Below are 26,249 nucleotides of genomic sequence, written 5' to 3'. Positions count from 1 at the left end.
CGAAATAAAAGCAATTTGAACATAGCAAAACATCAGCTTGTTTTTGGTAATTTCACCGACCCTAAATTGATAATTATGAGACTTTTTTATCTTTTGATGTTAAGCTGTTTTGCCTTTTCAGTCGCTGCGCAAGACCTACCAAAAGCATTATTGACCACCCCAGAGCTTTCTAATTATGAGAAAACCTCGAGCTATGCCGATGTAATAGCCTTTATTGATGCTGCCACCAAAGGGAGCAACAAAGTAACCCGACTTTCGATGGGCAAGAGCTTGGAAGGAAAAGACATTCCTGTGTTAGTTTTGGCCAATCCAAAAGTAAGTACCCCAGCCGAAGCAAAAGCAAGTGGTAAACCCATCATTTATATCCAAGGAAATATTCACTCTGGTGAAGTAGAAGGAAAAGAAGCGGTACAAGTAATGCTTCGCGAAATACTTCACGGTGATAAGGGATATCTTTTGGATAATCAAACCATCCTTTTTGCACCGATTTATAACACCGACTCTAACGATAAAATGGAAGCCGGTCGTAGACCCTCGCAAGAAGACAGCCCAAAAGAAGTGGGAATTAGAGAAAATAGCCAAGGTTGGGATTTGAACCGTGATGGGATCAAACAAGAAGCTTTAGAAACAAATGGCCTAATTCAAAACATTATTGTGCCTTGGGATCCTGCGCTTTTCGTAGACCTACACACCACTAACGGTGTTTGGCATGGGTATTCACTTACTTGGGCACCTAGCTACCACACCGCTGGAGAAAAAGCACCATATGATTTTACTTGGGATAGAATTCTGCCCGAAGTAACCGAACAAGTAAAGAAGAAGGATAATGTATACCTCGGCCCATATGGCTACTTCTACCCACAGAGAGAAGGCTGGCCGATTAAATCCATTAGTACTTATAACCACCACCCACGCTATTTGGTGAACCAGTTTGGTTTAAGAAACAGAATGGCAATTTTGAGTGAAGCCTTTGCTCATGAGCGCTTGTACCAACGAATAAATTCTACCTATGCGTTTGTAAGAGAGATTTTGGAATTCACCAATAAGAACGGAAAGGAAATGTTGAAGGTAAATGCGCAAGCAGAAGCCGCAGCCATTCAATTGGTGAAAGAGCAAGGAGGAAAAGTAAGCAAAGGAGTGAGATTCGAAATGACACCTTTAGAAGAAAAAATTCCTGCTTACAGGGCTTACAATTACGTAGAGTATGAAGAAACTGAAGGCAACAGACCTGGGAAACGCTATTTAAGAAAGCCAGAAATTGTTGAGTTGCCGAACATAGTAAACTATAGTGCTTTTACGCCAACAGTAACAGCCATTTTACCAAAAGGCTACATTATTCCAGCCGAGTTTGCCAACATTGCCGAACACCTGATGAAGAACGGTGTGAAGGTGACTAAACTCGAAAAGAATGTGAGAGCAACAGGTCAATCGTATAAAGCCACCAAGCTTGCAATAGCGCAGCGACCTTTCGAAATGCACAAAATGGCAACCATTGAAGGAGCTTATGAAAACACCACTAAGAAATTTGGTAAAGGCGATTATTGGGTAGATTTAGCTCAGCCCTTGGCCAACCTTATTTTCTATATGTTAGAACCAGAATCAGATGATGGGTTGGTGACATGGAACTTCTTTGATGAGCATTTCCAGAAGAACGGCATTGATCAAAAAGCTGTAGAATACCCTGTTTTCAAATATTTTGAATTGAAATAATATGAAAAAGACAATCCTTTTTTCAGGCCTGTTGCTGTTTATTGGTACTGCCTGTAGTCCTCTTACGGACAAAGAAAAAACCGATGCTACCGTAAGCCAAGAAACCATCAAGGAACATATTTACTATTTGGCTTCTGATGAAATGAAGGGTCGAAACACGGGTTCTCCAGAAATTTTGAAAGCAGCCGATTATATCGCTGACCAACTTAAAGCTTATGGCGCTAAGCCTGTACCTGGTGCCGATGGCTATTTTCAGCCAGTGCCTTTAAGAAAGAAGAGCCCAGCTACTTCTGCTACCTTAGATTTCTCTGGTAAGCATTTCGAATTGGGTACAAACCTTTTAGTACTTGAAGGTCAAAGCGAAACAGTGGAAGGCGAAATCGTATTCTTAAACTATGCGCTGGCAGCTGATTATGAAGGCAAGGAAGTAGAAGGGAAAATCGTATTTGCTAAAATTGGCGATGGAGAAAATACCGATACACGTCAAATTCTTCAGTTGAGTCGTCAGAAATACCAGTTGGCTTTAGACAATGGCGCAGCTGGAATTGTGGAATTCTATAACCTTCCTACTTCATTTGAGCAAGTAGGAGCTCGTTTTAGAAGCACTAGTATTAGCATTGATCCTGATGGTGATGAAGGAAGAATTATTCCTCAGCTTTGGTTGAAGGATGCCGACAACTCTACCCAAAGATTTATGATGACGCGCAGTATCAAGAGAGCGAATATTGAAATCAAGGGAATGGTGAATGAGCTGACCAAAGATAAAAATGTGTTGGCCATGATTGAGGGCACCGACCCTGAGTTGAAGGATGAGTTCATCATGTTTTCTGCACACTACGATCACGTAGGAATTGGAAGACCAGATGAAGCAGGAGACTCTATTTACAACGGTACTCGCGATAACGCGATTGGAACAGTAACAGTGCTTTCTGCGGCTGAAAATATTGGCAAGTATCCAATGAGAAGATCTGCACTTTTCGTGCTTTACACTGGCGAAGAGAAAGGACTTTTAGGAAGCCGTTGGATGGCCGACAACCCAATTGTTCCTTTGAATGAAATTGTGTTTTGCTGGAACAGCGACAACGCAGGCTATAACGATACCACCATTTCTACTGTGGTTGGTTTAGAAAGATTTACCGTAGTGCCACAATTGATAAAAGATGCCAATACGGCTTATGGCCTAACTGCTATTGACGATCCTGCGGGAGAGCAAGGGCTATTCGATAGATCGGATAATGTAAGCTTTGCCCGAAAAGGAATTCCAGCGCCAACTTATAGCTTGGGCTTCCGCTCTTTCGATGGTGAAGTAACCAAGTACTACCACAAAGCAGGCGACAACCCAGAAACCGTAGACTATGACTATCTGTATAAATTCTTCAGCAGTTACGTATTGGCTTCGCGCCTTATCGGAAATGCCGATGAAACGCCATTTTGGATAGAAAGCGATAAATACTACGAAATAGGAAAAACACTTTACGGAAAGGACTAGCAGTTAACGAGTCTCCCAAATTTTTGGATTTCGACTTGTACTGAGAACAGCTATTACAAATATCTTTTTGTCATCAATGAAATAGTGGATGGCAAAAGGATATTGTTTTATTAGGGCAAATCGAACGTTTTTATACCTCTCTTGAAAGAGGTAGGGTCGTTTTTGGATTAGTCTTAACTTGTGATCAAGGGATGTTAAAAACCTTTCTCCCAAACCTAATTTTTTGGATTCATACCAAAGGGTGGCTTCTGTAATGTCGTTTTCCGCCTGTGGTTTTATAATGACGGAGTAGCTCATAGCCTTCGCTTCACTCGGTCTTTTACTTCTTCCCAACTTGAACCAGAGTTTGGGTACTTTTCATGTTCTTCAAGTCTTTCTTCAAGAAGAGTTTTATGTTCACTGCTCAATGTATAATCAGATTCGTCAATACCAGATTGCACGATTGAATACAGCGCTTCAAGTGCTTTGTCATCTGCCTTGTTGATAAAATCGTGTAGTCTCTCCCTGATATCTGCGCTGCTCATACGGGTCTTTTTATCAAAAATAACGAAAATATGTAAACCATTCTTATGTATCAGTTGCCTAGCCTTCTAGAATAACACTAAACCAACCGTGACTCTGATGGAGCATTGACTTCTGAATTTCTACTTCTTCAACTTTCCTTTAATCTCATTCAGCTTTAGTAATGCTTCCACTGGTGAAATGGTATTGATATCTAGCGTCTCAAGAATTTCCTTGATCTCATTGAAAGTAGGATCGGCTTCAAAGAGGTTCAGCTGAAAGTTGTTTTTTGGCATATCCTTGATCTTATCCTCCGTTTGGTTACGGATTTTATCCTTTTCCAAATGGTGCATTATTTCCGCAGCACGAATCACTACAGGGTTTGGCATACCCGCCATTTGCGCCACGTGAATACCAAAACTGTGTTCGCTGCCGCCTTCTTTAAGCTTGCGCATAAAAATCACCTTGTTGCCCACTTCCTTTACCGAAACATTGAAGTTCTTAATGGCAGGGAAGTCTTCTTGCAACTGATTCAGTTCATGGTAATGCGTAGCAAAAAGTGTTTTTGGTTTAAACTTGTCGTGGTTGTGTAAGTATTCCACAATCGACCAAGCAATGGAAATTCCATCGTATGTGCTTGTGCCTCGACCAATTTCGTCCATCAGCACCAAACTTCGATCGCTCAAATTGTTAAGTATACTTGCCGTTTCGGTCATTTCTACCATAAAAGTAGATTCACCTTTCGAAAGGTTGTCACTCGCTCCTACTCTGGTAAATACTTTGTCGGTAATACCCAGAGTGGCTGATTTGGCAGGCACATAACAACCCATTTGAGCCATCAACACAATCAGGGCAGTTTGACGCAAGAGTGCAGACTTACCCGCCATGTTTGGCCCCGTAATAATCAAGATTTGGTGTGTGTGATCGTCCAGAAAAACATCATTGGGTACATAGCTTTCGCCTACAGGCAGTTGCTTTTCAATCACTGGGTGGCGTCCTTCATGTATATCAAGGATCATTTTCTCATTGATATTCGGACGGCAATAATTATTACTTTGAGCTACGTTGGCAAACGAAATAAGGCAATCCAACATTCCAATTACCTTAGCGTTTTGCTGTACTTGTGTGGTGTATTCAGCCGCAAACGAAACCAACTCGAAGAAAATCTGCTGCTCAATGGCTTGAATTTTATCCTCAGCCGTTAAAATCTTGTCTTCGTAAGTTTTCAGTTCTTCTGTAATGTAGCGCTCGGCATTCACCAAGGTTTGTTTTCTGATCCATTCCGCAGGCACTTTGTCTTTATGCGAATTGGTAACCTCTAAGTAATAACCGAATACTTTATTGTAAGCGATTTTTAAAGATGTAATTCCTGTACGTTCGGTTTCTCTTTGCTGAATTTGCAGCAGGTAATCTTTTCCTGAATGCGATATTTTTCGCAATTCATCTAGTTCTTCATCCACCCCATCTTGTACAAAATTGCCTTGATGCACTAACATGGGCGCCTCTTCCTTGAGCTGTTCTTGTATACGAGCTAAAAGTTTTTCGCAAGGGTCTAATTGGCGGGCAAGTGCTTGCAATGATTTATGTGAAGCATGAGCGGCAAAGCCTTGAATAGGACTAATGTTTTCTAGCGCCTTGCGCAGTTGGTTCATTTCGCGAGGGTTAATTCTGCCCACGGCCACTTTGGAAATCAATCGTTCCAAATCCCCAATGTCTTTTAGGTGCTGAGAAATTTCATCTCTCAAATCGGAGTTTTCGGCAAAAGCATCTACAATAGAAAGGCGTTCCTCTATTTTGCTTTTCTCTTTTAATGGAAGCACCATCCAGCGCTTCATCAAACGGCTACCCATAGGAGTGTGCGTTTTATCCAGAATACTAATCAATGGAACGCCTCCTTCCTGCTGCGGATAAACAAGCTCAAGATTTCTGATAGTGAATTTATCGAGCCAAACGTACTTGTCTTCTTCAATTCGGCTGATAGAAGCAATGTGCTTTACTTCTTTGTGTTCAGTTTCTTCCAAATAGTGAAGAATTGCTCCCGAAGCTATAATGCCCAAACCCATATTTTCAATACCAAAACCCTTAAGGTTGGCGGTTTCAAAATGGCTAGTCAGCTTTTCGTAAGTATAGTCGTAGGCAAACACCCAGTCGTCTAAATGGTAAGTGTTATGCGATTCCTTAAATCGATCGTAGAAAACCTCTCGATTCGATTTACAGAAAATAAACTCTGAAGGATTCAAACTCTGGACTAGTTTGTCGATGTACTCTTTAGAACCTTGGGCAGTTAAAAATTCACCGGTAGAAAGATCAAGGAAAGAAATACCCACTTGGTCTTTTTCGAAGAAGAGCGAAGCCAAGTAGTTGTTTCGCTTTTTGTCCAACACATTATCGTTGAAGGAAAGGCCAGGAGTTACCAATTCAGTTACCCCGCGTTTCACAATTCCTTTTACCGATTTCGGGTCTTCTAGCTGATCGCAAATGGCAACGCGATTACCCGCTCTTACTAGTTTTGGCAGGTAATTATCGAGCGAATGATGCGGAAAGCCGGCCAATTCAATATGGCTGGCAGAGCCATTGGCACGCTTGGTAAGCACAATGTCCAATACCTTACTGGCTTTGATGGCATCTTCACCAAAGGTTTCGTAAAAATCACCCACCCTAAAAAGCAATAGTGCCCCAGGATGTTTGGCTTTGATGGCATTGTACTGCTTCATCAACGGGGTTTCCTTTACTTCTGCCTTTGCCTTCGCCATAAATTGAAATTGAATTTTGTGCTTCTTCAAAAATAGAAAAATCCACTGCGCTTTCAATTGTCTATTTACAAAAGTCTGGAAATAGAAGGTGTCGTATGCTCATCAAAAGGAGGCTAGTTAACGAAACGCTTAGTTTAACCCGCTTCCTTTTCAAAATGACAAAGGTTTTCTCGAAGTGAACGAAAAACAACGAGTTCAACTCTCTGAAAAGCTCAAAATAGCTCAATTAGTAGGCTTTGGCACGAACGGCATCAAGTTCGCCTAATGATAGTCAGTAAAATTCTAAACAAAACTGAGAGTTATGAAAAATCTAAAATTATTAATCGCAACACTTTTAATTATACCAACATTAATCTTTACCAGCTGCGATGACGACAACTCAAATGAACTTGACGGAACAGGAACCGCTAGACTGGAAGCAACGGATGCTGCAGTGGATGCAGAAAATATAACTGGGGTTTTCTTATCAGTAGAGGAAGCTCAATTTATTGCTAATGGACAAATTCAAAATTCAATCACATTTGATTCTCCAAAAGAGTTTAACCTAATGGATTATCAGAATGGTGAAACTTATATTTTGGGTGAGACAGAGTTGGAAGCTGGAGCTTACGATGAAATTCGTTTGATCTTGACGGCTTCTAATGAAGCTTATGTAAAGTATGTGAATGGTTCTACGGACGAGGTTGACGTACCAAGTGGTTCAACTTCAGGTTACAAAATTATGGGTGACTTTGATGTAATGGCCAACGGTATGACTGAACTTGTTCTTGATGTAGATTTGAGAAAAGCCCTTGTTAAAAGAGGAAACGGTGAGTTTAATTTAAGACCAACTGCTAGATTGATTACTAAATCAACTGCTGGTATGATTGAAGGAGCTGTAGACGAAGAGAATATGCAAAACGCTGATAAAGTGGTAGTATATGCTTACTTAGAAGGTACTTTCCAGGATTCTGAAATGAATGAACCAACTGAAGGAAATGCAAGATTTGAGAATTCAATTAATAGTGCTGTAGCCGATGCAAACGGAAACTTTACTTTGGCCTTTATGCCAGAAGGAGACTATGAATTGATTGTTTCGACCTATGACAAAAATGAACTTGAAGGTACTTTCGAATTTGAAACTGCCACTAAAGTTGAAGTTTCAATAGGAGGAACAACCACATCAGTTATTGAAGTACAAGCAAAAGTAGTAACCAATTTACTAATCAACTTATTTCAGTAATTGATTATCGAAAGGCGCCCGCTGAATACTTTCAGTTGGGTGCCTTTCTCCTTTTTTGAGTTGAACATATTGTCAATAGAGAAGTTATCTAGCGTATATTGAGAAAGTATTTTTTCAATATTTTATTTTTTTTACGTTAGGCGATAGATGACCCGTTTCAAACTCAATAATAGACTTACCTGGGCCTGGTTGGTAAACCTGGCTTTGATCGTGCTTACCATTATTATTTTGGTAGCAGGATATAAAGCCTATCAGAGACTAGACAATATGGTAAGTGAACTGCAGCAAAACGCAGAGCAGAACTATAATTTATTGATCCTGAAGGATGTATCCTTCTATGTAAATGAAATGGAAACACAAATTGATGCTTACCGAAATAATCCCAAGTCAGACTATATCCGGAATTTTAATGCCTCTTTAGATAATAGCCAATACCTGATTGATTCACTCAAAACAAACTATGAAAGAGAAGAAATGATTGGGCTTTGCGATTCTCTTTCTTATTTGATTAAGGAGAGAGCTAAAGTACAAACCAAATTGACGGCCATTAATTCTGACTTGCTTGAAAATACTTTGGAAGACCTGACGCAAAAAATAGAGGCGTTGCCAAAAGCAATATCAGAGGCGGATACTCTTACCGCGAGAAAAATTGGTTTTGGAACAAAGTTTACCAATTTATTTAGAAAAAAAGAGAATAAAATAAAAGCAGACACTGTGGTGAAACCTCCTCAATCGGAGATACTCCAAACTGAAATTATGTCAGAACTGGCCAAAGCGAAAGAAGAGAGTAAGGAAAAAGGCTCTGAACTACGGTATCAGCTGTCCACTTTGGAAAAGGAATCGCAGGTATTTCAGAATAAAATTATTGACTTGATCAATACGCTTGAATCTCATGAACTCAAAGAAGGAAGAGATCATGTAAAGGATATTCAGGGCTTGGCCAATGATACCAACCGAGAGGTTGTTATTTTTTCGGCATTGTCTAGTGCGCTTTTACTCATTACGCTTATTAGCCAGCTGAACTATGTAGGTCGAAACAGAAAGTACCAAGCTATTCTTCGCGAAGCTAAGAAGAACGCAGAAGAACTGGCCGATGCCAAAGAGAAGTTCTTGGCCAATATGAGTCATGAAATTCGTACTCCAATGAATGCCATTTCAGGCTTTACCAACCAACTATTAAAAACGGCTCAACCAGGAGAACAAAAAGAACAACTCCAGATTATTAAAAGCTCGTCAGACCATTTACTTCATTTACTGAACGATATTCTTGATTTCTCTAAGCTGCAGGCCAACAAAGTAAAGTTAAATCAAGCTCCATTCGATCTTAAGCTTTTGATGCATGAAACCTTGCGCATTTTTGAAGAAATGGCAGATGAAAAGGGGTTGAAACTGAAGACAGAGTTTGACAGCATTCCTCAATTTGTACTTGGCGATGAGCACCGCCTACGTCAAATTGTTTTGAACCTACTGCATAATGCCATCAAGTTTACCGATAAAGGTTATGTTCAATTGAGTGTTTCGGTTCAGTCTAAAACAGGAGAAAACGTAAGTTTGAGAATAGCGGTAAAGGATAGCGGAGTAGGAATTCCAAAAGAGAAGCAAGCGAGAATTTTTGAAGAGTTTGAGCAAGCATCTGTAACCGATGAAGCCAAGGGCACAGGACTCGGTTTGGCTATTTCTGCCATGCTGGTAAAGCTTCATAAAGGAGAATTTTTGATTGAAAGTGAGCTTGGTCAAGGCACAGAAATGATTCTGATTCTACCATTTACGATTGGTGAAGGTTTGAAAGAAGAAGCCAAAGAAAAGGATAAGAAACTAATTCATTTGTCGGGAATTTCGGTTTTAGTAGCCGATGACGAGCCCTTCAACCTAAAACTTTTAGAAACCATTTTTAAGACCCATGATATAAAGCTGGTACAGGCGCAAGACGGAACCGAAGCCCTTGCCGCACTTCAAAATCAGGTATTTGATATTGCCATATTGGATGTGAAAATGCCCGGAATGAGTGGCTTGGAAGTAGTGAAGCAAATCCGAAAAGCAAAAGGTAATAACAGTCAAATTCCGATGGTAGCCCTTACAGCCACCGTTTCTGAACAAGAAATGAAGGAGAGTTTAGATTCAGGCTTTGATCAAATTCTCCGTAAGCCCTTTGATGAAAATGAATTGCTTGAACTCATTAGAATGGAGACTATGAAAACAAACATGAAAAAATCATCGCCTGCAAAAGTTGTGGCAGAAATACCAAAGTTTGACTTAACAGGCTTGCGCGAAATGGGAGATGACGACTTTGTGAACGAGATGGTCGATATATTTAAGTCGAGTTCTGCCCGAAGTATAGAGAATTTGAAGAAGGCAATTAAGCTAAAAATTAGAGATAGCTTGAAAAACGAAGCGCATAAAATGCTTCCTCCTGCCCGCCATCTTGGAGCTACTGATTTAGTAAAGGCTTTAGAAACTTTACAAATGAAAGCTGGCAAAGAAACCTTTGATGAACTCAGTGTTCGTATTGCCGAAATAGAAGCAACTTACAATGGAATTAAAGAGGCTTTGAAGGGTTAAATGTCCGTTAGCATTTTACCCTCCTCTTGGGCTTTTTTGTCTTTGGCAACACCAATAGCGAGCCCAATAGGAATGCCCACACCCATAAAAGCAATATTGCCTAAGGCGGTTCCCAATGGTATCCCAAAAATTACCATACCCAAAGTCATCCACTGACCTCTATAGAAGTGTGGAGGTAGTATTTCGAATTTCTTCTTCAATACACTATGGATATTACCTTTAAGTGTTCTTAGTTGCCCAAAACGTAAAGTCTCTATTTCCAAAAACTTGTCAAGCCTATCTATCGGCTCACCCAGTGCTTCAATCGGAATTTCACGCGTTTTTAACTGCTCAAAAAGATGAATCAGCTGCCTAATGATTTTGTGGCAGGTCAAGTGCTTTTCATCTTGAAGCTTTTCTTGAAGCCGAGAAATAAGGGAGTCGTAGGTGGGCATAATCTTTAACCACATTTAGATTTTAGAGTCTTAAGGTCTTCTGTCTCTGGATATTTTAATTTCTCAGCTTTGTTCACATCTTCACAACCTTTTGTATTCATGTTTAAGGCGAAGTATATTTTCGCTCGATTTGCATAAGCCCATGAGTTTTCTGGATCCAAAGAAATTGACTTATCGCAATTCGTTAGCGCCTCTTGGTGAAAGCCTTGCTGATAAAGACACCAGGCTTTGTTGTTATAGGCGTAGGCAAAATCTGGGTCTAGTGCTATACATTTATCGAAGTAAGAAATTGCCTCTGTATAATCACCAGAAGACATATTGATAAAGGCAATGTTGTTTAAAACCGGCACGGACTCTGAGTCTATCTTTAGACACTCTCTCAAATGTTCTATTGCGAGGTTATGGTTACCTAGACTTCTGTGAATATCAGACAATAAGTAGTTTGCTTCGTAAATGAGCAATGGGTCATTCAATACCTCTTTTGCTAGTGATAAAGAACTCTCTGTATCTCCCAATAAGAACATGGCACTTGCTTCAATATATTGAGGCTCTAAACTATTAGTATTGTTGAGGTCACGAGCCTTTTTACTAAACTCAAGCGCTTTGTTTAAGGAATCAGAAAACAGGTATGTCTCTGATAAATGATAGAAAGCCTTCCAATCCGCGGGGTCGTAATCAATTGAAACTCTCAATGCTTCGATGGCTTCTTCATATCTAATTTTTGTTTTTAAAATGATGCCGGCATCTAGTAAAATGTCAGCGACATATGAAGAATCATGATATTCTTGTAGATATAGGAGAGCCTTACCGTAATTACTAAGGGCACTATCTAATTCGTTTCTATTGAGAAAAAACTGCCCTTTTGCACCATAGAGGTTTGAGTTTTCCTTAACTGCAAATTCTGATTTTTGAAAGTACTCTAAAGCTAAACTATCCATTTCTAGATATCCGTAGGCTGAAGCCATAATTTGGTATCCAAGGGCTTGAAATACCAATGAGTCGCTAGAGATAATATCTTTTGAGACTTCAATTAGTTTATTGTAATTTTTTTCTTCTAATAGGGAGTTTGCATAGTTGATTAGAGCATATCTATTTTGACCATAAAGACCATTAGATTTAATAAGAACAATAATAATTAGCAGAAGGCAGTGTCGCTTTTTCATTTTGACAGTTTTAGTTAGGCAACGGAATATAACCCGTTTCACCGGGTACCATGTCAAAGGCTTTGGTCTTCCAGCGTTCTTTGGCGGCTTCAAGGGTGGCCTTTTCTGAGGCTACAAAATTCCAGTAGATATGTCTTTCTTCAGGAAAAGGCTGCCCACCAAAGATCAATAAATGTGTATTTTCTCCAAGCGTAATCTTACAAAGATCTTCTTCTTTAGAAACCAACATATTGCCTTTGTTTACGCGTTCATCGCAAGCCATAATATGTCCTTCCACAATACAAATTCCGATTTCGCCAGAAAGCTGACCATCAATATGAAGTAGTGTTTCCGCAGTAGATTTTACTTCCACCATAAACAATTCGGAATGAACGGGCACAGGCGATTGATGTCCAAAACCTTGGCCAGCTACTAGCCTAAATTGCAAACCGTTTTCTTCCCAGGTAGGTAAATCTTCTTTTGGAGTATAAGAAAACTGCGGTTCCATAAACTCTAATTCCTTCGGAAGAGCGACCCAAATTTGATAACCGTGGGCGGTGAATTCACTTCCGTCTCGTCTGTTTTGGGGCGTACGTTCGGTATGCACAATTCCTTTTCCGGCCGTCATCCAGCCCACAGAACCTGGAGTGACCAATTGCTCAGTGCCCAAGGTATCGCGGTGAGTAATCTCGCCTTCCAACAAATAAGTGAGGGTAGAAAGACCAATGTGCGGATGCTGCCCAACGTCCATATAATGGCCGGGTTTAATCGTTACTGGCCCCATGTGGTCAATAAAAATAAAGGGGCCTACCATGCGCTTTTTCCTAAAAGGAATCAGTCGGCCTACTATAAAATCGCCAATATCTCGGCTGCGTTCTTCAATAATTAAACCTTGGTTCGACATGGTTTGCTGTTTTTGGGTTTGAAATAAAATTCCGGTTATTTTTTGGGACAGTCTCGATTGACATAACCCTCCAAAAGTCCTTGCTTCAACTTTAGGTGGAATAATTTACCACGGAAGATCTAATTCAACTTTTGGAGGGTTTCTCTACTTTAACCGGATTCAGACTATAAGTTTAATCAATGCCAACTGATTCTATCCCACCTTTCTCAAAAAAATCTATGGAATTATCTTTTTTGGGCGTCAATTTCTATGGCCTCAAAAAGCAAGGTTCTTAACTGGTCGAAATTAATGTCTTTTAAAGACTTGAAAGTTTTGGTGCGGACGTACTTCCTTTTTCCAGCAGCCAAATACCCATTTTCATCGGTGAGCAAATGACCATAAGTAAAACCGAATTGAACGCCTTCGAAAGTGCCACCCCAAGGCACAGCTCCAGGCCAGATAAAGCAAACGGTTTTACGTAGGCGAAAAAATGGGACATTGTAAGAAAGCTTTTCTTTTACTTGAGGAATACACTCATAGACCAAGCCTCTTAAAGCCTGAACAATCTTGAGTTCATTTTCTGGAAGATAGGCGAAAAGATCATCTAAATCCTGAAAATCGACAGGCTGAAACTTATTCATTAGCTGTTGGCATCGTAGGCCTTTTGCACCCAAGTGGCCAATGACGCATCCACTTCTTCAACCGAAGAAAGCTTGATTCTATGGGTTACCATGCTGTTCCAACTGCCTGCTGCTTCAACAATTCCTTCGGGCTCAACGCCTTTTAAATTGAGACCAATATCTACCCTAGTTTTGGTACTAGGCTGCAATAAAGCAAACTGCTTTTTGGGTGTCCGAAGACTGATATAGGTTTTCTTGTAGGCAAATTCAACCTCTCCATTTACGTTTTCAAAAAGTGCTTTGGCTTTTTTGTATACCTCTGCAATGGCCTCTTTTCCAGCTAGCAAATCTTCATCAGGATTTTCAGCTACTTTATTTTCGAGCAACTCTGGTTTAAGGTGTACTTGCGCTAAAAGATTAGCAAAACCATGTGTAACGTTATACTCCCCTTTCAGCAACTTCATGATTTCGCCATGTTTTTGTAGTCCCGCTGCTGTGAGCAAAGCTTGCCATTCAGTTAAAGATTTGCCCGTTTTTTCAGGAAGGTTATTGATCATGGTTTGTACCATTTCTTCAGGAGTTGCCATAAGCTTGAGTTTTAGAAACGTTAGTTCTTACGCTTTAAACATACAAAAGATTGAGGTTTTGAGGAAACTTAATTCAGAGCATAAAGTATCTGAAAGTGCGTACATCATAAGTAGGTACACCAGGTATTGGCTCAAGTTTGAAATCAACACTTCAATACTCAATCCCTTCAATACTTCAAAACCTCTTTTAGCTTACTATGCCCGCTGCGGCTTACTGGCAGTTGTGAACCTGTTTTTAAGCTGAGTAAATACGAGTCCTTTTCGTAGAGTTCTAACTTTTCTATGTGCTTAATAGAGACGATGTGAGAACGATGCACGCGAATAAAGTCGTCAGAAGGAAGGTTGTCTTCTAGGTGTTTCATTCGCATCAATTTCAAAAATTTACCTTGGTCTGAATGAATGGCCACGTAATCATCCTGCGCCTCAAAATGCGCAATTTGGTCCAAGCCAAGGATATGGATTTTGTTTCCAGTTTTTACCACTAACCGTTCAATACCTTCCGAAAGTTCTTCGCGCTTTTCCGTTAAAGTCTCAATCTCTTTTTGTGCCGAAGCTTTGGTTTGAATTTTATCGATCGCTTTTTGCACCGCTCCTTTAAAACGCTCTTCGGCATAAGGCTTTAGCAAATAATCGGTGGCGTTAAGTTCAAAGGCTTTGATTGCGTATTGATCGAAAGCAGTGCTGAAGATGACCACAGGAGGGTTTTCTATTAACTCTAGCATTTCGAAACCCGTGATTTTGGGCATTTGAATGTCCAGAAAAAGCAAATCTGGTTCGTGTTCCTGAATAGCCTTTAAGCCTTGAAAACCATCACCACATTCCGCAATTACTTCCACTTGAGCAAAGTTTTGCAAATAAGCCTTGATGATATCGCGGGCTAATTTTTCATCGTCAACAATTATGGCTTTGATCATTTTTCGTTGGGTTGAGGAATGTCTAAACGGACGGTAAATAGGTTTTCGTTGGTTTCAGTAAACACCAATTTCGGCACACCATAAATGACGCGCAAACGTTCGCGCACATTTTTAAGCCCAATGCCCTTGCCCTTTTTGCTCACGGCTTTCGGGTCGAACTCGTTGGTCATGAAAAGGCGAAGAATACCGTTTTCGGTTTTTGCTGTTACCCGAATGGTTACATCTTCCAGACTTTCGTATATGCCATGCTTAACCGCATTTTCAATTAAAGGCTGAAGAATAAGGTTAGGCAAAGTGAGGTTTAAAGCCTCAATGTCAATTTGAGTTTCTACCTGAAGTCGATCACCAAAACGAACTTTTTCTATTTCTAAATAGAGCATCAGGTTGGCGATTTCTTCTTCCAGAGTATTCAGTTGATGATTTTCCTTACCTAAAGAATAACGAAGAAAATCAGAAAGCTTAACTACCATTTCTCTTGCTTGGTTTGGCGCTGTAATGGTAAGCGATGCAATAGAATTGAGGCTATTAAAAATAAAGTGCGGATTGATCTGTGATTTTAGCATTTCCAGTTCCGACTCCTTAAGCATGGTTTCTAATTGCGCTTGCTGCTGACCTCTATCCCTTAAATCGTCATAATATTTTATAAGGTGGTATACCAAAATGAGCACGGCATAGTAAAGTAAACCTAAGCCAGAGCGCCAAGCCACAGAGCTGTTCAGGTAAATCAATGACTCTTCGGTTTGAGGCAAAATGTTTTTTAGGATGGTAAGTGTAATGAAAACACCAGCGGCTACGGAAAGTGCAGCAGCTGCCAAATGACTAACAACTAGGTTGAGTATTTGGGAAGAATCGAAAGAATTATAACGTACTACAAACCAAAAGGCCAGACCTAATCCATAGAAGGTTCCATTAAAAATGAAGCTATCAATGTTGGCTTCTTTAGTACTGAAATCGTAAAAATACCTTAGGGCCAGCCCAAACAGAATGGCAATAAACAACCACGCTGCGGTATAAAAAATGATGCCTTTATTCTTTAAAAAAGGGTGGTTCATAGAAATCTAAACGAAACGAAAATTAGTGATTTCTTTTAAGGCTTTGATAAAAAAGAAAAAGAGTATTGAATCAAGAGCGACCAACTCTAACTCAATACTCTAGATTTAAGCTACCGTTTTACCTTACTTCGCCACCACCAAAAAGTACTAAGCCTTTTACTACTAGTTCTTTTCCGTTGTTGGCTTCATTTTCGGTGATTATTTTTCTTTCGTCTGAAAAGCCACCAAAAATTGCAGTTACCTGTACTTTCACATTCATGTCGGACGGAACTCTAATTTCAGTTCCGCCAAACAATACAAATACATCCAAAATATTCGTGCCGCTGGCAAGCTCTGCATTTAGAAGGTTCAGTTCGGTTCCACCAAAAATGGTAGTCAACTTTCCTCCTCTAAACTGTTTCGAGGTAACTTTTCTTTCTGCTCCACAGAAAATCGCGATTTCATCTACACCATCTATTTCTGACTCAGTATTTTTTTTTTCACTAGAAGCCTCTTTGTCCATTCCCCTTCTGAAAAGAAGCGATCCGCCTATAATGATGAAGATGACAGGCCAGAATTCAAAGATGTCTCTAAAGTCTAGATAGTACACATCTCTTATTAAGAAGGCAGCACCAATGGCTACGAAGGTTAAACCAAGCCCTACTTTTTCTCTTACAGTGGCAATTAAAATACCGATAAGAATCATAATGGAATACCATTCGGTAAAGTACCAAGGAAGATGAATGTTGAGGACACCAATGTTATCTAAAGTCCAAAGAGACCCGACAATAAGAAATAGCGCTCCGACTATGTACCTTTTACTAGCTGACTGTGACATGATTTTTTTAGTTAAATGCAGGCAGAAAATTTTCTGCCTGCTGTGGTTGTTGTTTTGAGTAATTGTTGTTGTTTGTTTGACCGATGTTTTTTGACCTTTGGGCTTGAAACACATTCAAATGTACGTGGACTTAGGCCATTCTTGTTGGCTGAATTCGGTGAACGAACGCCAGACCTCGGTAAACGCACAATGTTTTCGACCATCACATTCAGTAGTTTTAAAATAATCGGTGAATAACAAGTCCGAATTACTTTCTAACTAGTGCTTCATTGCCTAATTTTGAATCGAATAAAATCTCATCACATGGAATATAGAATAGAAAAGGATACCATGGGGGAAGTGAAAGTTCCCGCAGACAAGTATTGGGGAGCCCAAACTGAACGCTCAAGAAACAACTTTAAAATTGGACCAGAAGCCAGTATGCCCTTAGAAGTGGTTTATGGTTTTGCCTACCTTAAAAAAGCCGCTGCCCACACCAACCACGCTTTAGGCGTTTTGGCGGTAGAAAAGCGCGACCTTATTTCAAAAGTTTGTGATGAAATTTTAGAAGGAAAGCATGATGACCAATTTCCTTTGGTGATTTGGCAAACAGGTTCGGGTACACAGTCAAATATGAATGTGAACGAGGTTGTGGCCAATCGAGCACATGTAATTGCAGGTAATAAACTAGGCGAAGGCAAAACAGAAGTTCACCCAAATGATGATGTGAACAAGTCGCAATCATCTAACGATACTTACCCAACAGGCATGCACATAGCGGCCTACAAAATGATCGTAGAAACTACCATTCCTGGAGTAGAAAGATTAAGAGATACACTTCAGGCAAAGTCTCAAGAGTTTATGAAGGTGGTAAAAATTGGTCGTACACACTTAATGGACGCCACACCGCTTACTTTAGGTCAAGAATTTTCGGGTTATGTTTCTCAATTGAACCATGGCTTAAAAGCATTAAGAAATACATTAGATCACCTTTCAGAATTAGCTTTGGGCGGTACCGCTGTAGGAACAGGGATCAATACGCCTGCAGGATATTCAGAATTGGTGGCCGAAAAAATTGCTGAGTTTACGGGTCATCCTTTTATTACTGCCGAAAATAAATTTGAAGCACTTGCAGCCCACGATGCCTTGGTAGAAACCCACGGAGCATTAAAGCAAATGGCAGTTTCATTAAACAAAATTGCTAATGACATCAGAATGTTGGCCTCAGGCCCTCGTTCGGGAATTGGTGAAATCATAATACCATCAAACGAGCCCGGCTCTTCTATTATGCCCGGCAAAGTAAACCCAACACAGTGCGAGGCCATGACCATGGTTTGTGCTCAAGTAATGGGTAATGATGTGGCGGTTTCAGTAGGTGGTGCACAAGGCCACTATGAATTGAATGTTTTCAAACCAATGATGGCATACAATGTATTGCAATCTGCACGTTTAATTGGCGATGCCTGCGTTTCTTTTGATGAAAATTGTGCTATAGGTATTGAGCCTAACTATAAGAGTATTCAACAGCATTTGAATAACTCACTAATGTTAGTTACCGCTTTAAATACCAAGATTGGGTACGAAAAGGCTGCTAAAATTGCCAAAACCGCCCATGAAAATGGAACTACCTTAAAGCAAGAAGCTGTCAATTTAGGCTACCTAACAGCCGAAGAGTTTGACGAATGGGTAAGGCCAGAAGATATGATCGGAAGTTTGAAAAGCTGACATTAAAGTTATAATTTGTCATTTAATGGGTTTCACTCAAATAAATCAAAGATAAGATGAAAACTTCTAAAGTATTTTTCACGCTTTTGCTGGGCATTTTTATTGCCACAGCCGCCATTGGTCAAGAAATGACCAAGGCCGAAAAGAGAGCTTTCAAGCAAGAAATGAAAGTTTGGAAGAAAAAGAAAAAGGCCATGTCTCCAGAAGACTTCAAGGCACTTTCTGAAGAACATCTTAAACTGAAAGCCTCTAACGCAGGTGCATTGAGCGATATTGAAACCCTTGAAACTCAATTGAGTGGAAAAGACGGCCAGATTGGTGATTTGCAGAAGCAGGTAACAAGAATGCAAGCTGCCTATCAAGCTTCTCAAAAGGAAGTAGAAAACCTGAAAGCCCAAATTGATAATCGCCCTGCTTACAATCCTGAAATCATCAATGGAGAAGATTTTAGTATGGGCGTTGTTTTTAAAGTCCAAGTAGGAGCTTTCCGTAAGGTGGATTTAAAAAAATATGCTGATACAGCAAAGGATTTTGGAGAAGAAGGAGAAGAGCTTAGAAAATATGTAATTGGTAACTTCAGAAATTATGAAGATGCCAACGTACTTAAAAGATATCTGAGAGAAATGGGTGTTGAAGATGCTTGGATCGTGCCTTACAGAGATGGTAAAAGGGTTCCACTTAAAGATGTTCTCCCTACTGCGGAAAAAACGAAGTAAGCTCTTATCACATTAGAAACTTAGCAGTGCTTTAATCAATAAAGCACTGCTTTTTTATATCCCTTTTAGGTTCAATATTTACTATTTTTATACATGCAAAAGAGGTGGCTATTTAATGAAGAAGCAGATGGAGCGCTGGTACAGTCGCTTCAGGAAAACCTCGGAATAAGTGAAAATTTGGCATTTCTTTTTGCTCAAAAAGGAATTAGAAATTACGAAGAAGCCAAAGCTTATTTTAGACCTCAATTAGATCAGCTGCACGACCCCTTTCTGATGAAAGATATGGATCGCGCAGTAGATAGACTATCCGCAGCACTAGATAACGGAGAGAAGATTCTCGTTTACGGAGATTACGATGTAGACGGCACCACTTCAGTAGCTACTTTTTACGGCTTTCTTTCTGAAACCCACGACACACTTGAATTTTATATTCCAGACAGATATAAAGAAGGTTATGGAGTTTCTAAAACAGGAATAGAATATGCCGTAGAAAATGGTTTTCAATTGATTGTTACTTTGGATTGCGGTATTAAGGCGCACGATAGAGTACAAGAAGCCCAAGCAGCAGGTATTGATGTAATCATTTGTGACCACCATACTCCGGGCGATGAGTTACCCCCAGCTTATGCGGTGCTCGACCCAAAACGAGTAGACTGCGAATACCCATATAAAGAACTGTCGGGTTGCGGAGTAGGCTTTAAGCTTTTGCAGGCTTATTGTCAACAAAATGAAATTGAGCAAGATCGTCTCTTCCAATACTTAGATTTATTGGCAGTAAGTATTGCTTCCGACATTGTTCCTATTACTGGGGAAAACAGAGTGCTCACCTATTTTGGGCTCAAAAAACTGAATCAAGACCCAAGGCCAGGATTAAAAGCGTTGGTAGACCTTTGTAAGAACAGAAATGACTTTACGGTTTCGAGCATTGTTTTTGGTATTGGCCCAAGAATAAATGCTGCTGGCCGAATGGATCATGCTAGAGCATCGGTAAAGCTACTTCTGGCAAAAACCGAAGAGGATGCAGACGCCAAAGCATCACTTATTAATGATAAGAATGACGCCCGTAGAGATTTCGATAACTCAATTACGGAAGAGGCATTGCAGATGATTCAATCAGATGAAGTCTTGCTCAACGCCAAGGCCACGGTTCTGTATAAAGAAGATTGGCACAAAGGAGTGATTGGCATTGTGGCTTCTCGCTGTATTGAAAAGCACTATCGCCCTACCGTTATTTTAACTGAATCGAACGGCAAAGTAACAGGCTCTGCTAGGTCTGTAATGGGTTTCGATGTTTATAATGCCATTACGGAATGTTCTGATCTACTCGATCAGTATGGTGGACACATGTATGCTGCTGGTGTGACCATGGAAATTGCAAATGTGGAGGCTTTTCAGGCAAAATTTGAAAGCGTGGTGGCCAGCACCATTACCGAAGAACAGTTAGTACCTGCCATTAAAATCGATGTTGTTATTTTTTTAGATGATATCAACTTTAAGTTTTATGAAACCATTAGGCAAATGGGTCCATTTGGACCACAAAATATGCAGCCCCTGTTTGTTTCGGAAAACGTACACGCTGAAAATGTTAAAGTACTGAAAGAACAGCACCTTAAGTTTACAGTAAAACAAGAAGGAATTAGTGGCTCAATTGACGCTATTGGTTTTGGTTTGGGAGAATATTACGATTTGGTAAATTCTGGCATGAAATTTCACATGGCCTACACCATTGAAGAGAACGACTTTAGAGGACGTAAAAGTCTTCAACTCTTCATTAAGGATATTAAGTTTGAATGATTATTCTATTTTTGCCATTCCATCATGAAGTTAAGAGCCGACAATCTTGTAAAGACATATAAAAAAAGAAAAGTAGTTAACGATGTTTCCGTGCAGGTAGAGCAAGGAGAAATTGTTGGCTTGCTTGGCCCTAATGGCGCAGGAAAAACAACTACATTTTATATGATTGTGGGCTTGATTAAGCCAAATGAGGGAAATATCTATCTTGAAGACGAAAACATCACGCCTTTACCGATGTTTAAAAGAGCCAAACTGGGCATTGGATATTTAGCCCAAGAGCCTAGCGTTTTCAGAAAGCTTACGGTAGAGGAAAACATTATGGCGGTGCTTGAAATGACAAAGCTGCCAAAGAAGCTTCAGAAAGAAAAAATGGAGTCTCTATTAGAAGAGTTTAGCCTTACCCATGTAAGAAAGAACAAAGGGCAAGTGCTTTCTGGTGGTGAAAGACGAAGAACAGAAATTGCCAGAGCATTATCTGTAGACCCTAAATTCGTTTTGCTAGACGAACCTTTTGCAGGAGTAGATCCCATTGCAGTGGAAGAAATTCAGTCCATTGTTTTTAAACTGAAGCAAAAGAATATAGGCATTCTAATTACAGACCATAATGTGAATGAAACCCTTTCAATCACCGATAGGGCATACCTTATGTTTGAAGGAAAACTTTTAAAAGCAGGAACTGCTGAAGAGTTGGCGGCCGATGAGCAAGTGAGACGAGTGTATCTAGGTAAAAATTTCGAACTGAAGCGGAAAGTATAAGTGGCAATCATTAATTCAATACTGACATGGGTAATGAAAAAACGGATGTATCAAATCGGTCTTTTCATGAAATACCCTTTAGAAGTACAAGACGAATTATTTAAAAGACTTATCACCACAGCAAGAAACACCGAGTTTGGGCGCACCCATGGCTTTGCCGATATTCAGAATCAAGAACAATTTAGAAGAGAAATCCCCATCTTTTCTTATGAAGATATTAACCCATATATAGAAAGAAATATGATGGGCGAGCAAAACTTGCTCTGGCCATCAGATGTAAAGTGGTTTGCAAAATCATCGGGCACTACCAATGCCAGAAGTAAATTTATACCTGTTTCATATGAGGCGTTAGAAGAGTGTCACTTTAAAGGAGGCAAGGACATGCTTTCCATTTATTGCAATAACAACCCTGAAACTCGAATGTTTGATGGCAAAGGGCTCACCATTGGCGGAAGCCAGCAGGTGAATCAGTTTGACACCAGTCAAGAGTCGTTTTATGGAGATGTTTCAGCGGTTATTATGTCTAACCTGCCTTACTGGACTAGGTTTGTACGCACACCCGCTTTAGACATTGCCCTAATGGATGAATGGGAGGCTAAGATTGAGCTGATGGCAAAAACGACCATGGACGAAAACGTAACCAGCATTTCTGGTGTACCTACATGGACGATTATTTTACTCCAAAAAATAATGGAGCTTAAAGGGACGGATAATATTCATGACGTTTGGCCAAATTTAGAAGTGTTTTTTCATGGAGCAGTTGCCTTTGGCCCTTACAAAAACATATTCCAGAAGATGATTCCTTTTAGTGGAATGCACTACATGGAAACCTATAATGCATCTGAAGGATTTTTTGGTATTCAAGACCAAATGGGCTCTGACGACATGTTGCTCATGTTGGATTATGGTATTTTCTATGAATTCATTCCTTTTGCAGAAATTCATAAAGAGTCACCCAAGGTAATTGGGCTTGAAGAAGTAGAGGAAGGTGAAAATTATGCATTACTCATTTCTACCAATGCTGGTTTATGGAGATACAAAATTGGAGATACCGTTCAGTTTACCTCGGTTTCACCATATAGAATTCGAATTTCTGGTAGAACAAAGCATTATATCAACGCTTTTGGAGAAGAGCTGGTAGTTGAAAATGCTGAAAGAGGTATTGCTGTGGCTGCTGAAAAAACAGGTGCTTTAATCAATAACTTTACTGCAGCTCCAAAGTATTTTAGCCACGATGAAAAAGCAGCTCACGAATGGGTTGTTGAGTTTGAAAAGGAACCAGATAGCCTTGAAGACTTTACAAGATTTTTGGACGACACACTTCGTGAAATCAATTCAGACTATGACGCTAAGCGTTATAAAGACATGGCACTTACCAGCCCTATTGTTCATAAAGCGGAAGTAGGCACTTTTTATAAATGGATGAAAGGAAGAGGAAAGCTCGGTGGCCAAAATAAAGTACCAAGGCTTTCTAACACACGAGAATACCTTGATGACATCTTGACGATGCTAGGAACAAACCATACACAGGTTTAACAAAGCTTCAGTTATTATTCATAACCCTCTTCTTATTTAATTGTACAGCCTATGGCCTTGGTGCTATTAGTTTCTATACTCTGACCATTTAAAAGCGCATCCACTGCGTTTTCTACATATCGCTTGGTGGTGGCAGCTTCTGGATTACGACTGTTATTGTCAATTGCCCCAATATACGCTACTCTAAAGCCTGTGGCTTCCTTATTTATTATATACACTTGGGGGGTATTGGTGGCGCCATAAGCCTTAGTAGTTTCTTGGTTGTCCGTATCAATCAAATAAGCAAAGGGAAACTCCTTGTTATTGGCCCTTTCTTTCATCTTTAAATAAGAGTCTCCAGTAGAAATTTTCGGATTGTTGGGCTGAATTGCAATTACGGGATATCCTCTACTGGCGTATTTTTGATGTAAAGCAATAATTCTATCTTCATAGATTTCTGAATAAGGACAAGAGTTACAGGTAAAGACAATGATGTAGCCCTTCGCATCTTTATTAGCATTGAGCGATACCATTTTTCCATCCACATTCTTGAGGTTAAAATCTGGAGCATTATCTCCTATTTTAACCCCCTCTGGGGTTTGGCTTCCCCCTATGAGAAATATAAGAAATGAGATTACAAGTGCTTTTGTATAAACCATAATCATTGGCCTTTATTGGCAATTTCATTTTAATTCTTGAAGCTCGTCATTATACATTTCTCATTCAACACATTTTATGTGACTGTTGTTTAAGAAGGCTTGCTTCGAGTTGATTACTTTCACCTCGCTCATTGAATTTTAAAAATATGATTATTCTAATGAAGGAAGGGGTTGGTCAAATTGTTTTGAATTAGGTTTTTATTGATGCCAATTGCAAAAGAGTAACATGCCCATATGGGCGTAATATTGGGTTAACATTCTGGTGATTCGAGCTTAAACTATTTGCATTTTAGTTTGAGTCAACTATTGCTCCTGAAAATACAATTAGGGCTGGTTTGGAAATGCCCGTTTCTGGTTCAAAAATGGGCTTTAAAAAAACTATTGTTTAGAGCATTTTTATACAAAACAAAGATTGGTCAAAATCAAATAATCTTTTCCACAAAATGAGAAAGTTGTCCACATTTTTTAAGCGAACTATTATAATCAGCTGACTATCAATAAATTGAAATAAGCAAGTGTAATTTGATTTTTGTTGATAAGTATTTAAAAAATTGCCCTAGGGCATTCTGAAGGGATATATTGGTAATTCGGAGAAAAACTAAGGGCTAAAAAATAAGAGCTTATTTCTTCAGCAATTATTCTTTATTCTGACGCTTTAGTTTAGTACGATAAGCATTGAAAATACGAGACTTTGATACAATTCCCAAATACTTGTTGTCCTTAATTACGGGGAGGTTCCATGCGCCTGTTTTTTCAAATTTTGTCATTACTTCCTCCATCTTATCGTTTGTAGAAACCGTGGCAGGGGGCTTATGCATTAATGCAGCAACAATTATATTTTTTTGAGAGGCTGGATCGAACATAATTTCTCGAATATCATCCAGAGTGATAATGCCCTGGAGTTCATTCTTTTCATTTACAACAGGAAAAATATTTCTTTTGGACTTCCTTACAAGAGCTACTAAGTCTCCCAATGTCTTTTGCGGATGAATAGTGAGTAGGTCGTTCTCAATCAACTTCTCCATTTTTATCAAGCTCAATACCTGTCGGTCTTTGTCATGCGGAATGAGATCACCAGCCTTGATTAATCGGCCAGTGTAAAATGAATACTGTTCAAAATAGCGCGAGGTACTTAAGCCAATAGCAGATACCAACATTAAAGGTAAAAAGAGAGTATAGCCACTGGTAATTTCAGCAATAAGGAATATAGCTGTTAGAGGGGCGTGCAATACACCGCTCATTACGCCACACATGCCCACCAAAGTGAAATTACTGATGGAAAGTGTTTTTCCGATTCCTAAAAAATTAATGGTTTGAGAATATATGTATCCAGTAATGGCGCCAATAAAAAGAGAAGGTGCAAAAATACCTCCACTACCACCAGCTCCTAGGGTAAGACCTGTGGCCACAGGTTTGATCAATAAAATTCCTAAGCAGAAGAGGATAAGGTAAAGAGTACTGTCTTCATTCTTTAAGAAGAAACTCTCCTTTAAAAGCGCTTCAGGATTTCCGTTAAGAATGGTGGTGATAGAGTCGTAACCTTCACCATAAATTGGGTGAAAAACAAAGATGATGATCCCCAGCGCTAATCCGCCAAAAATAGCCCTACCTGTTTTGTTTTTAATTTTAACAGCTACCGATTCTGTGAACTGCGTAAGTCGGGTAAAGTACACCGACACCAAACCGCATAAAGCGCCTAAAACCAAAAAGTACGGAAAATCAGATGCTAGAAAGGGATCTGTAAGATTAAAAGAAAAGAGAACATCTGAGCCCAAAGTAAGCATAGAAACCAATGAGCCAATTACAGAGGCAATGAGCAGCGGAATAAAGGCTGCGATGGTTACATCGGTTAGAATAACTTCAATACTAAAAATAACACCAGCTACGGGAGAATTGAAAATTCCAGATATTGCAGCAGCAGCTCCACAGCCAATCATGAGTGTGCGTTGCTTATAGCTAAGGTGCATTAGTTGACCAATGTTTGAGCCTAATGCAGAGCCTGTTACTACAATGGGAGCCTCTAGCCCAACAGAGCCTCCAAAACCTACAGTAAGCGCAGAGGTAATCATGCTACTATAGGTTTTTATTCTAGTTATAATGCTTGATTTTTTGGAGATGGTATAAAGAATACTCGTGATTCCGTGGCCAAGTTTTTCTTTCAAAAGCTTATCGGCAACAATAGAAGTAATAACAATCCCGATAAGCGGATAGATCAAAAAGAGGTAATGGGCCACATCTTCTCTAAAATCGCTAAGGGTAGTTTGAATATAGTGAACAGTGCTTTTTAAAATTACAGCCGCAATACCACCTGCAAGACCTATTACTCCACTAAGAATCATCAGGAAATTACGCGTACTAACGTGGCGTATTCTCCATATTAAAAACTTTGAAAGGGTCTTGTTAAACTTCATAAATACCTGAG

General features: G+C 39.7%; 21 protein-coding genes. 9 read left to right on the top strand and 12 right to left on the bottom strand.

Annotation, left to right across the window (positions count from 1 at the left end):
• The first annotated feature begins 75 nt into the window (after window positions 1-75).
• Both AAC026_RS02600 and AAC026_RS02595 read left to right on the top strand, forming a co-directional pair.
• Entirely contained in the window at window positions 76-1,710 is a 1,635-nt protein-coding gene (locus AAC026_RS02600) for a M14 family metallopeptidase (RefSeq protein WP_339694835.1), read from the top strand.
• Window position 1,711: 1 nt separating this feature from the next.
• The gene (locus AAC026_RS02595; protein WP_339694834.1) at window positions 1,712-3,199 is read left to right on the top strand and encodes a M28 family peptidase; all 1,488 of its coding nucleotides are present in this window, start codon (window positions 1,712-1,714) and stop codon (window positions 3,197-3,199) included.
• A gap of 293 nt (window positions 3,200-3,492) precedes the next feature.
• On the opposite strand, the gene AAC026_RS02590 is transcribed toward AAC026_RS02595, so the two are convergent.
• Both AAC026_RS02590 and mutS read right to left on the bottom strand, forming a co-directional pair.
• Window positions 3,493-3,723, bottom strand: a complete 231-nt coding sequence (locus tag AAC026_RS02590) for an addiction module protein (protein WP_339694832.1) — start codon at window positions 3,721-3,723, stop codon at window positions 3,493-3,495.
• 120 nt (window positions 3,724-3,843) lie between these two features.
• Window positions 3,844-6,453: a DNA mismatch repair protein MutS gene (gene mutS / locus AAC026_RS02585; RefSeq protein WP_339694830.1), complete on the bottom strand. Its 2,610-nt coding sequence runs from the start codon at window positions 6,451-6,453 to the stop codon at window positions 3,844-3,846.
• A gap of 301 nt (window positions 6,454-6,754) precedes the next feature.
• Between mutS and AAC026_RS02580 the strand changes: the two genes are divergently transcribed.
• Window positions 6,755-7,675: a DUF4382 domain-containing protein gene (locus AAC026_RS02580; RefSeq protein ID WP_339694828.1), complete on the top strand. Its 921-nt coding sequence runs from the start codon at window positions 6,755-6,757 to the stop codon at window positions 7,673-7,675.
• A gap of 210 nt (window positions 7,676-7,885) precedes the next feature.
• Window positions 7,886-10,234: a response regulator gene (locus AAC026_RS02575; RefSeq protein ID WP_339694826.1), complete on the top strand. Its 2,349-nt coding sequence runs from the start codon at window positions 7,886-7,888 to the stop codon at window positions 10,232-10,234.
• Here AAC026_RS02575 and AAC026_RS02570 read toward each other — a convergent pair.
• The 8 genes from AAC026_RS02570 to AAC026_RS02535 form a co-directional block, all read right to left on the bottom strand.
• On the bottom strand, window positions 10,231-10,683 hold the full coding sequence (locus AAC026_RS02570; protein WP_339694824.1) for a hypothetical protein: 453 nt from the start codon (window positions 10,681-10,683) through the stop codon (window positions 10,231-10,233). The two genes, AAC026_RS02575 and AAC026_RS02570, sit on opposite strands and share 4 nt — an antisense overlap.
• The gene (locus AAC026_RS02565; RefSeq protein WP_339694822.1) at window positions 10,674-11,831 is read right to left on the bottom strand and encodes a tetratricopeptide repeat protein; all 1,158 of its coding nucleotides are present in this window, start codon (window positions 11,829-11,831) and stop codon (window positions 10,674-10,676) included. The genes AAC026_RS02570 and AAC026_RS02565 overlap by 10 nt, the downstream gene beginning before the upstream one ends.
• Before the next feature lie 10 nt (window positions 11,832-11,841).
• Window positions 11,842-12,714 carry a pirin family protein gene (locus AAC026_RS02560; protein ID WP_339694820.1) on the bottom strand — a complete coding sequence of 291 codons (873 nt, stop codon included), beginning with the start codon at window positions 12,712-12,714 and terminating at the stop codon, window positions 11,842-11,844.
• Between the two features lie 224 nt (window positions 12,715-12,938).
• Entirely contained in the window at window positions 12,939-13,334 is a 396-nt protein-coding gene (locus AAC026_RS02555) for a DUF1801 domain-containing protein (protein WP_339694818.1), read from the bottom strand.
• Window positions 13,334-13,900, bottom strand: coding sequence for a DUF4287 domain-containing protein (locus AAC026_RS02550; protein ID WP_339694816.1), 567 nt, complete (start codon window positions 13,898-13,900; stop codon window positions 13,334-13,336). Before AAC026_RS02550 ends, AAC026_RS02555 begins: the two co-directional genes overlap by 1 nt.
• Before the next feature lie 167 nt (window positions 13,901-14,067).
• On the bottom strand, window positions 14,068-14,814 hold the full coding sequence (locus tag AAC026_RS02545; protein WP_339694814.1) for a LytTR family transcriptional regulator DNA-binding domain-containing protein: 747 nt from the start codon (window positions 14,812-14,814) through the stop codon (window positions 14,068-14,070).
• Window positions 14,811-15,866, bottom strand: coding sequence for a histidine kinase (locus AAC026_RS02540; RefSeq protein ID WP_339608327.1), 1,056 nt, complete (start codon window positions 15,864-15,866; stop codon window positions 14,811-14,813). The genes AAC026_RS02545 and AAC026_RS02540 overlap by 4 nt, the downstream gene beginning before the upstream one ends.
• A 118-nt stretch (window positions 15,867-15,984) precedes the next feature.
• A complete protein-coding gene (locus AAC026_RS02535; RefSeq protein WP_339608328.1) occupies window positions 15,985-16,683 on the bottom strand; it encodes a LiaF domain-containing protein in 699 nt (232 codons plus the stop codon).
• Window positions 16,684-16,986: 303 nt separating this feature from the next.
• Here AAC026_RS02535 and fumC point away from each other — a divergent pair, with 303 nt between their 5' ends.
• The 5 genes from fumC (at window position 16,987) to AAC026_RS02510 (ending at window position 23,189) form a co-directional block, all read left to right on the top strand.
• Entirely contained in the window at window positions 16,987-18,387 is a 1,401-nt protein-coding gene (gene fumC / locus AAC026_RS02530; RefSeq protein WP_339694813.1) for a class II fumarate hydratase, read from the top strand.
• Window positions 18,388-18,443: 56 nt separating this feature from the next.
• Window positions 18,444-19,103: an Ezrin/radixin/moesin family protein gene (locus tag AAC026_RS02525; protein WP_339608330.1), complete on the top strand. Its 660-nt coding sequence runs from the start codon at window positions 18,444-18,446 to the stop codon at window positions 19,101-19,103.
• A 93-nt stretch (window positions 19,104-19,196) separates the two neighbouring features.
• The gene (gene recJ / locus AAC026_RS02520) at window positions 19,197-20,897 is read left to right on the top strand and encodes a single-stranded-DNA-specific exonuclease RecJ (RefSeq protein WP_339694811.1); all 1,701 of its coding nucleotides are present in this window, start codon (window positions 19,197-19,199) and stop codon (window positions 20,895-20,897) included.
• A gap of 24 nt (window positions 20,898-20,921) precedes the next feature.
• Window positions 20,922-21,653, top strand: coding sequence for an LPS export ABC transporter ATP-binding protein (gene lptB, locus AAC026_RS02515; RefSeq protein WP_339608332.1), 732 nt, complete (start codon window positions 20,922-20,924; stop codon window positions 21,651-21,653).
• Between the two features lie 33 nt (window positions 21,654-21,686).
• The gene (locus AAC026_RS02510; RefSeq protein WP_339608333.1) at window positions 21,687-23,189 is read left to right on the top strand and encodes a GH3 auxin-responsive promoter family protein; all 1,503 of its coding nucleotides are present in this window, start codon (window positions 21,687-21,689) and stop codon (window positions 23,187-23,189) included.
• Window positions 23,190-23,221: 32 nt separating this feature from the next.
• Here AAC026_RS02510 and AAC026_RS02505 read toward each other — a convergent pair whose 3' ends face one another.
• Window positions 23,222-23,827 carry a thioredoxin family protein gene (locus tag AAC026_RS02505; RefSeq protein ID WP_339694809.1) on the bottom strand — a complete coding sequence of 202 codons (606 nt, stop codon included), beginning with the start codon at window positions 23,825-23,827 and terminating at the stop codon, window positions 23,222-23,224.
• 635 nt (window positions 23,828-24,462) lie between these two features.
• The gene (locus AAC026_RS02500; RefSeq protein ID WP_339606176.1) at window positions 24,463-26,238 is read right to left on the bottom strand and encodes a chloride channel protein; all 1,776 of its coding nucleotides are present in this window, start codon (window positions 26,236-26,238) and stop codon (window positions 24,463-24,465) included.
• Window positions 26,239-26,249 lie beyond the last annotated feature (11 nt).

Origin of the sequence: uncultured Roseivirga sp. (assembly GCF_963973945.1) — a bacterium.
Taxonomy (GTDB): Bacteria; Bacteroidota; Bacteroidia; order Cytophagales; family Cyclobacteriaceae; genus Roseivirga.
Note: the sequence above shows the minus strand (reverse complement) of the source record. Positions and strands in the feature narration are given on the sequence as shown.

What these genes read in the sequence shown, in the direction of transcription:
- AAC026_RS02590 (WP_339694832.1), bottom strand. Translation starts at nt 3,723, where the DNA reads ATGAGCAGCGCAGATATCAGGGAGAGACTACACGATTTTATCAACAAG.
- AAC026_RS02565 (WP_339694822.1), bottom strand. Translation starts at nt 11,831, where the DNA reads ATGAAAAAGCGACACTGCCTTCTGCTAATTATTATTGTTCTTATTAAA.
- AAC026_RS02595 (WP_339694834.1), top strand. Translation starts at nt 1,712, where the DNA reads ATGAAAAAGACAATCCTTTTTTCAGGCCTGTTGCTGTTTATTGGTACT.
- AAC026_RS02540 (WP_339608327.1), bottom strand. Translation starts at nt 15,866, where the DNA reads ATGAACCACCCTTTTTTAAAGAATAAAGGCATCATTTTTTATACCGCA.
- AAC026_RS02560 (WP_339694820.1), bottom strand. Translation starts at nt 12,714, where the DNA reads ATGTCGAACCAAGGTTTAATTATTGAAGAACGCAGCCGAGATATTGGC.
- AAC026_RS02510 (WP_339608333.1), top strand. Translation starts at nt 21,687, where the DNA reads ATGAAAAAACGGATGTATCAAATCGGTCTTTTCATGAAATACCCTTTA.
- AAC026_RS02535 (WP_339608328.1), bottom strand. Translation starts at nt 16,683, where the DNA reads ATGTCACAGTCAGCTAGTAAAAGGTACATAGTCGGAGCGCTATTTCTT.
- AAC026_RS02545 (WP_339694814.1), bottom strand. Translation starts at nt 14,814, where the DNA reads ATGATCAAAGCCATAATTGTTGACGATGAAAAATTAGCCCGCGATATC.
- recJ (WP_339694811.1), top strand. Translation starts at nt 19,197, where the DNA reads ATGCAAAAGAGGTGGCTATTTAATGAAGAAGCAGATGGAGCGCTGGTA.
- AAC026_RS02600 (WP_339694835.1), top strand. Translation starts at nt 76, where the DNA reads ATGAGACTTTTTTATCTTTTGATGTTAAGCTGTTTTGCCTTTTCAGTC.
- AAC026_RS02505 (WP_339694809.1), bottom strand. Translation starts at nt 23,827, where the DNA reads ATGGTTTATACAAAAGCACTTGTAATCTCATTTCTTATATTTCTCATA.
- fumC (WP_339694813.1), top strand. Translation starts at nt 16,987, where the DNA reads ATGGAATATAGAATAGAAAAGGATACCATGGGGGAAGTGAAAGTTCCC.
- AAC026_RS02500 (WP_339606176.1), bottom strand. Translation starts at nt 26,238, where the DNA reads ATGAAGTTTAACAAGACCCTTTCAAAGTTTTTAATATGGAGAATACGC.
- mutS (WP_339694830.1), bottom strand. Translation starts at nt 6,453, where the DNA reads ATGGCGAAGGCAAAGGCAGAAGTAAAGGAAACCCCGTTGATGAAGCAG.
- AAC026_RS02550 (WP_339694816.1), bottom strand. Translation starts at nt 13,900, where the DNA reads ATGGCAACTCCTGAAGAAATGGTACAAACCATGATCAATAACCTTCCT.
- AAC026_RS02570 (WP_339694824.1), bottom strand. Translation starts at nt 10,683, where the DNA reads ATGTGGTTAAAGATTATGCCCACCTACGACTCCCTTATTTCTCGGCTT.
- AAC026_RS02580 (WP_339694828.1), top strand. Translation starts at nt 6,755, where the DNA reads ATGAAAAATCTAAAATTATTAATCGCAACACTTTTAATTATACCAACA.
- AAC026_RS02525 (WP_339608330.1), top strand. Translation starts at nt 18,444, where the DNA reads ATGAAAACTTCTAAAGTATTTTTCACGCTTTTGCTGGGCATTTTTATT.
- AAC026_RS02555 (WP_339694818.1), bottom strand. Translation starts at nt 13,334, where the DNA reads ATGAATAAGTTTCAGCCTGTCGATTTTCAGGATTTAGATGATCTTTTC.
- lptB (WP_339608332.1), top strand. Translation starts at nt 20,922, where the DNA reads ATGAAGTTAAGAGCCGACAATCTTGTAAAGACATATAAAAAAAGAAAA.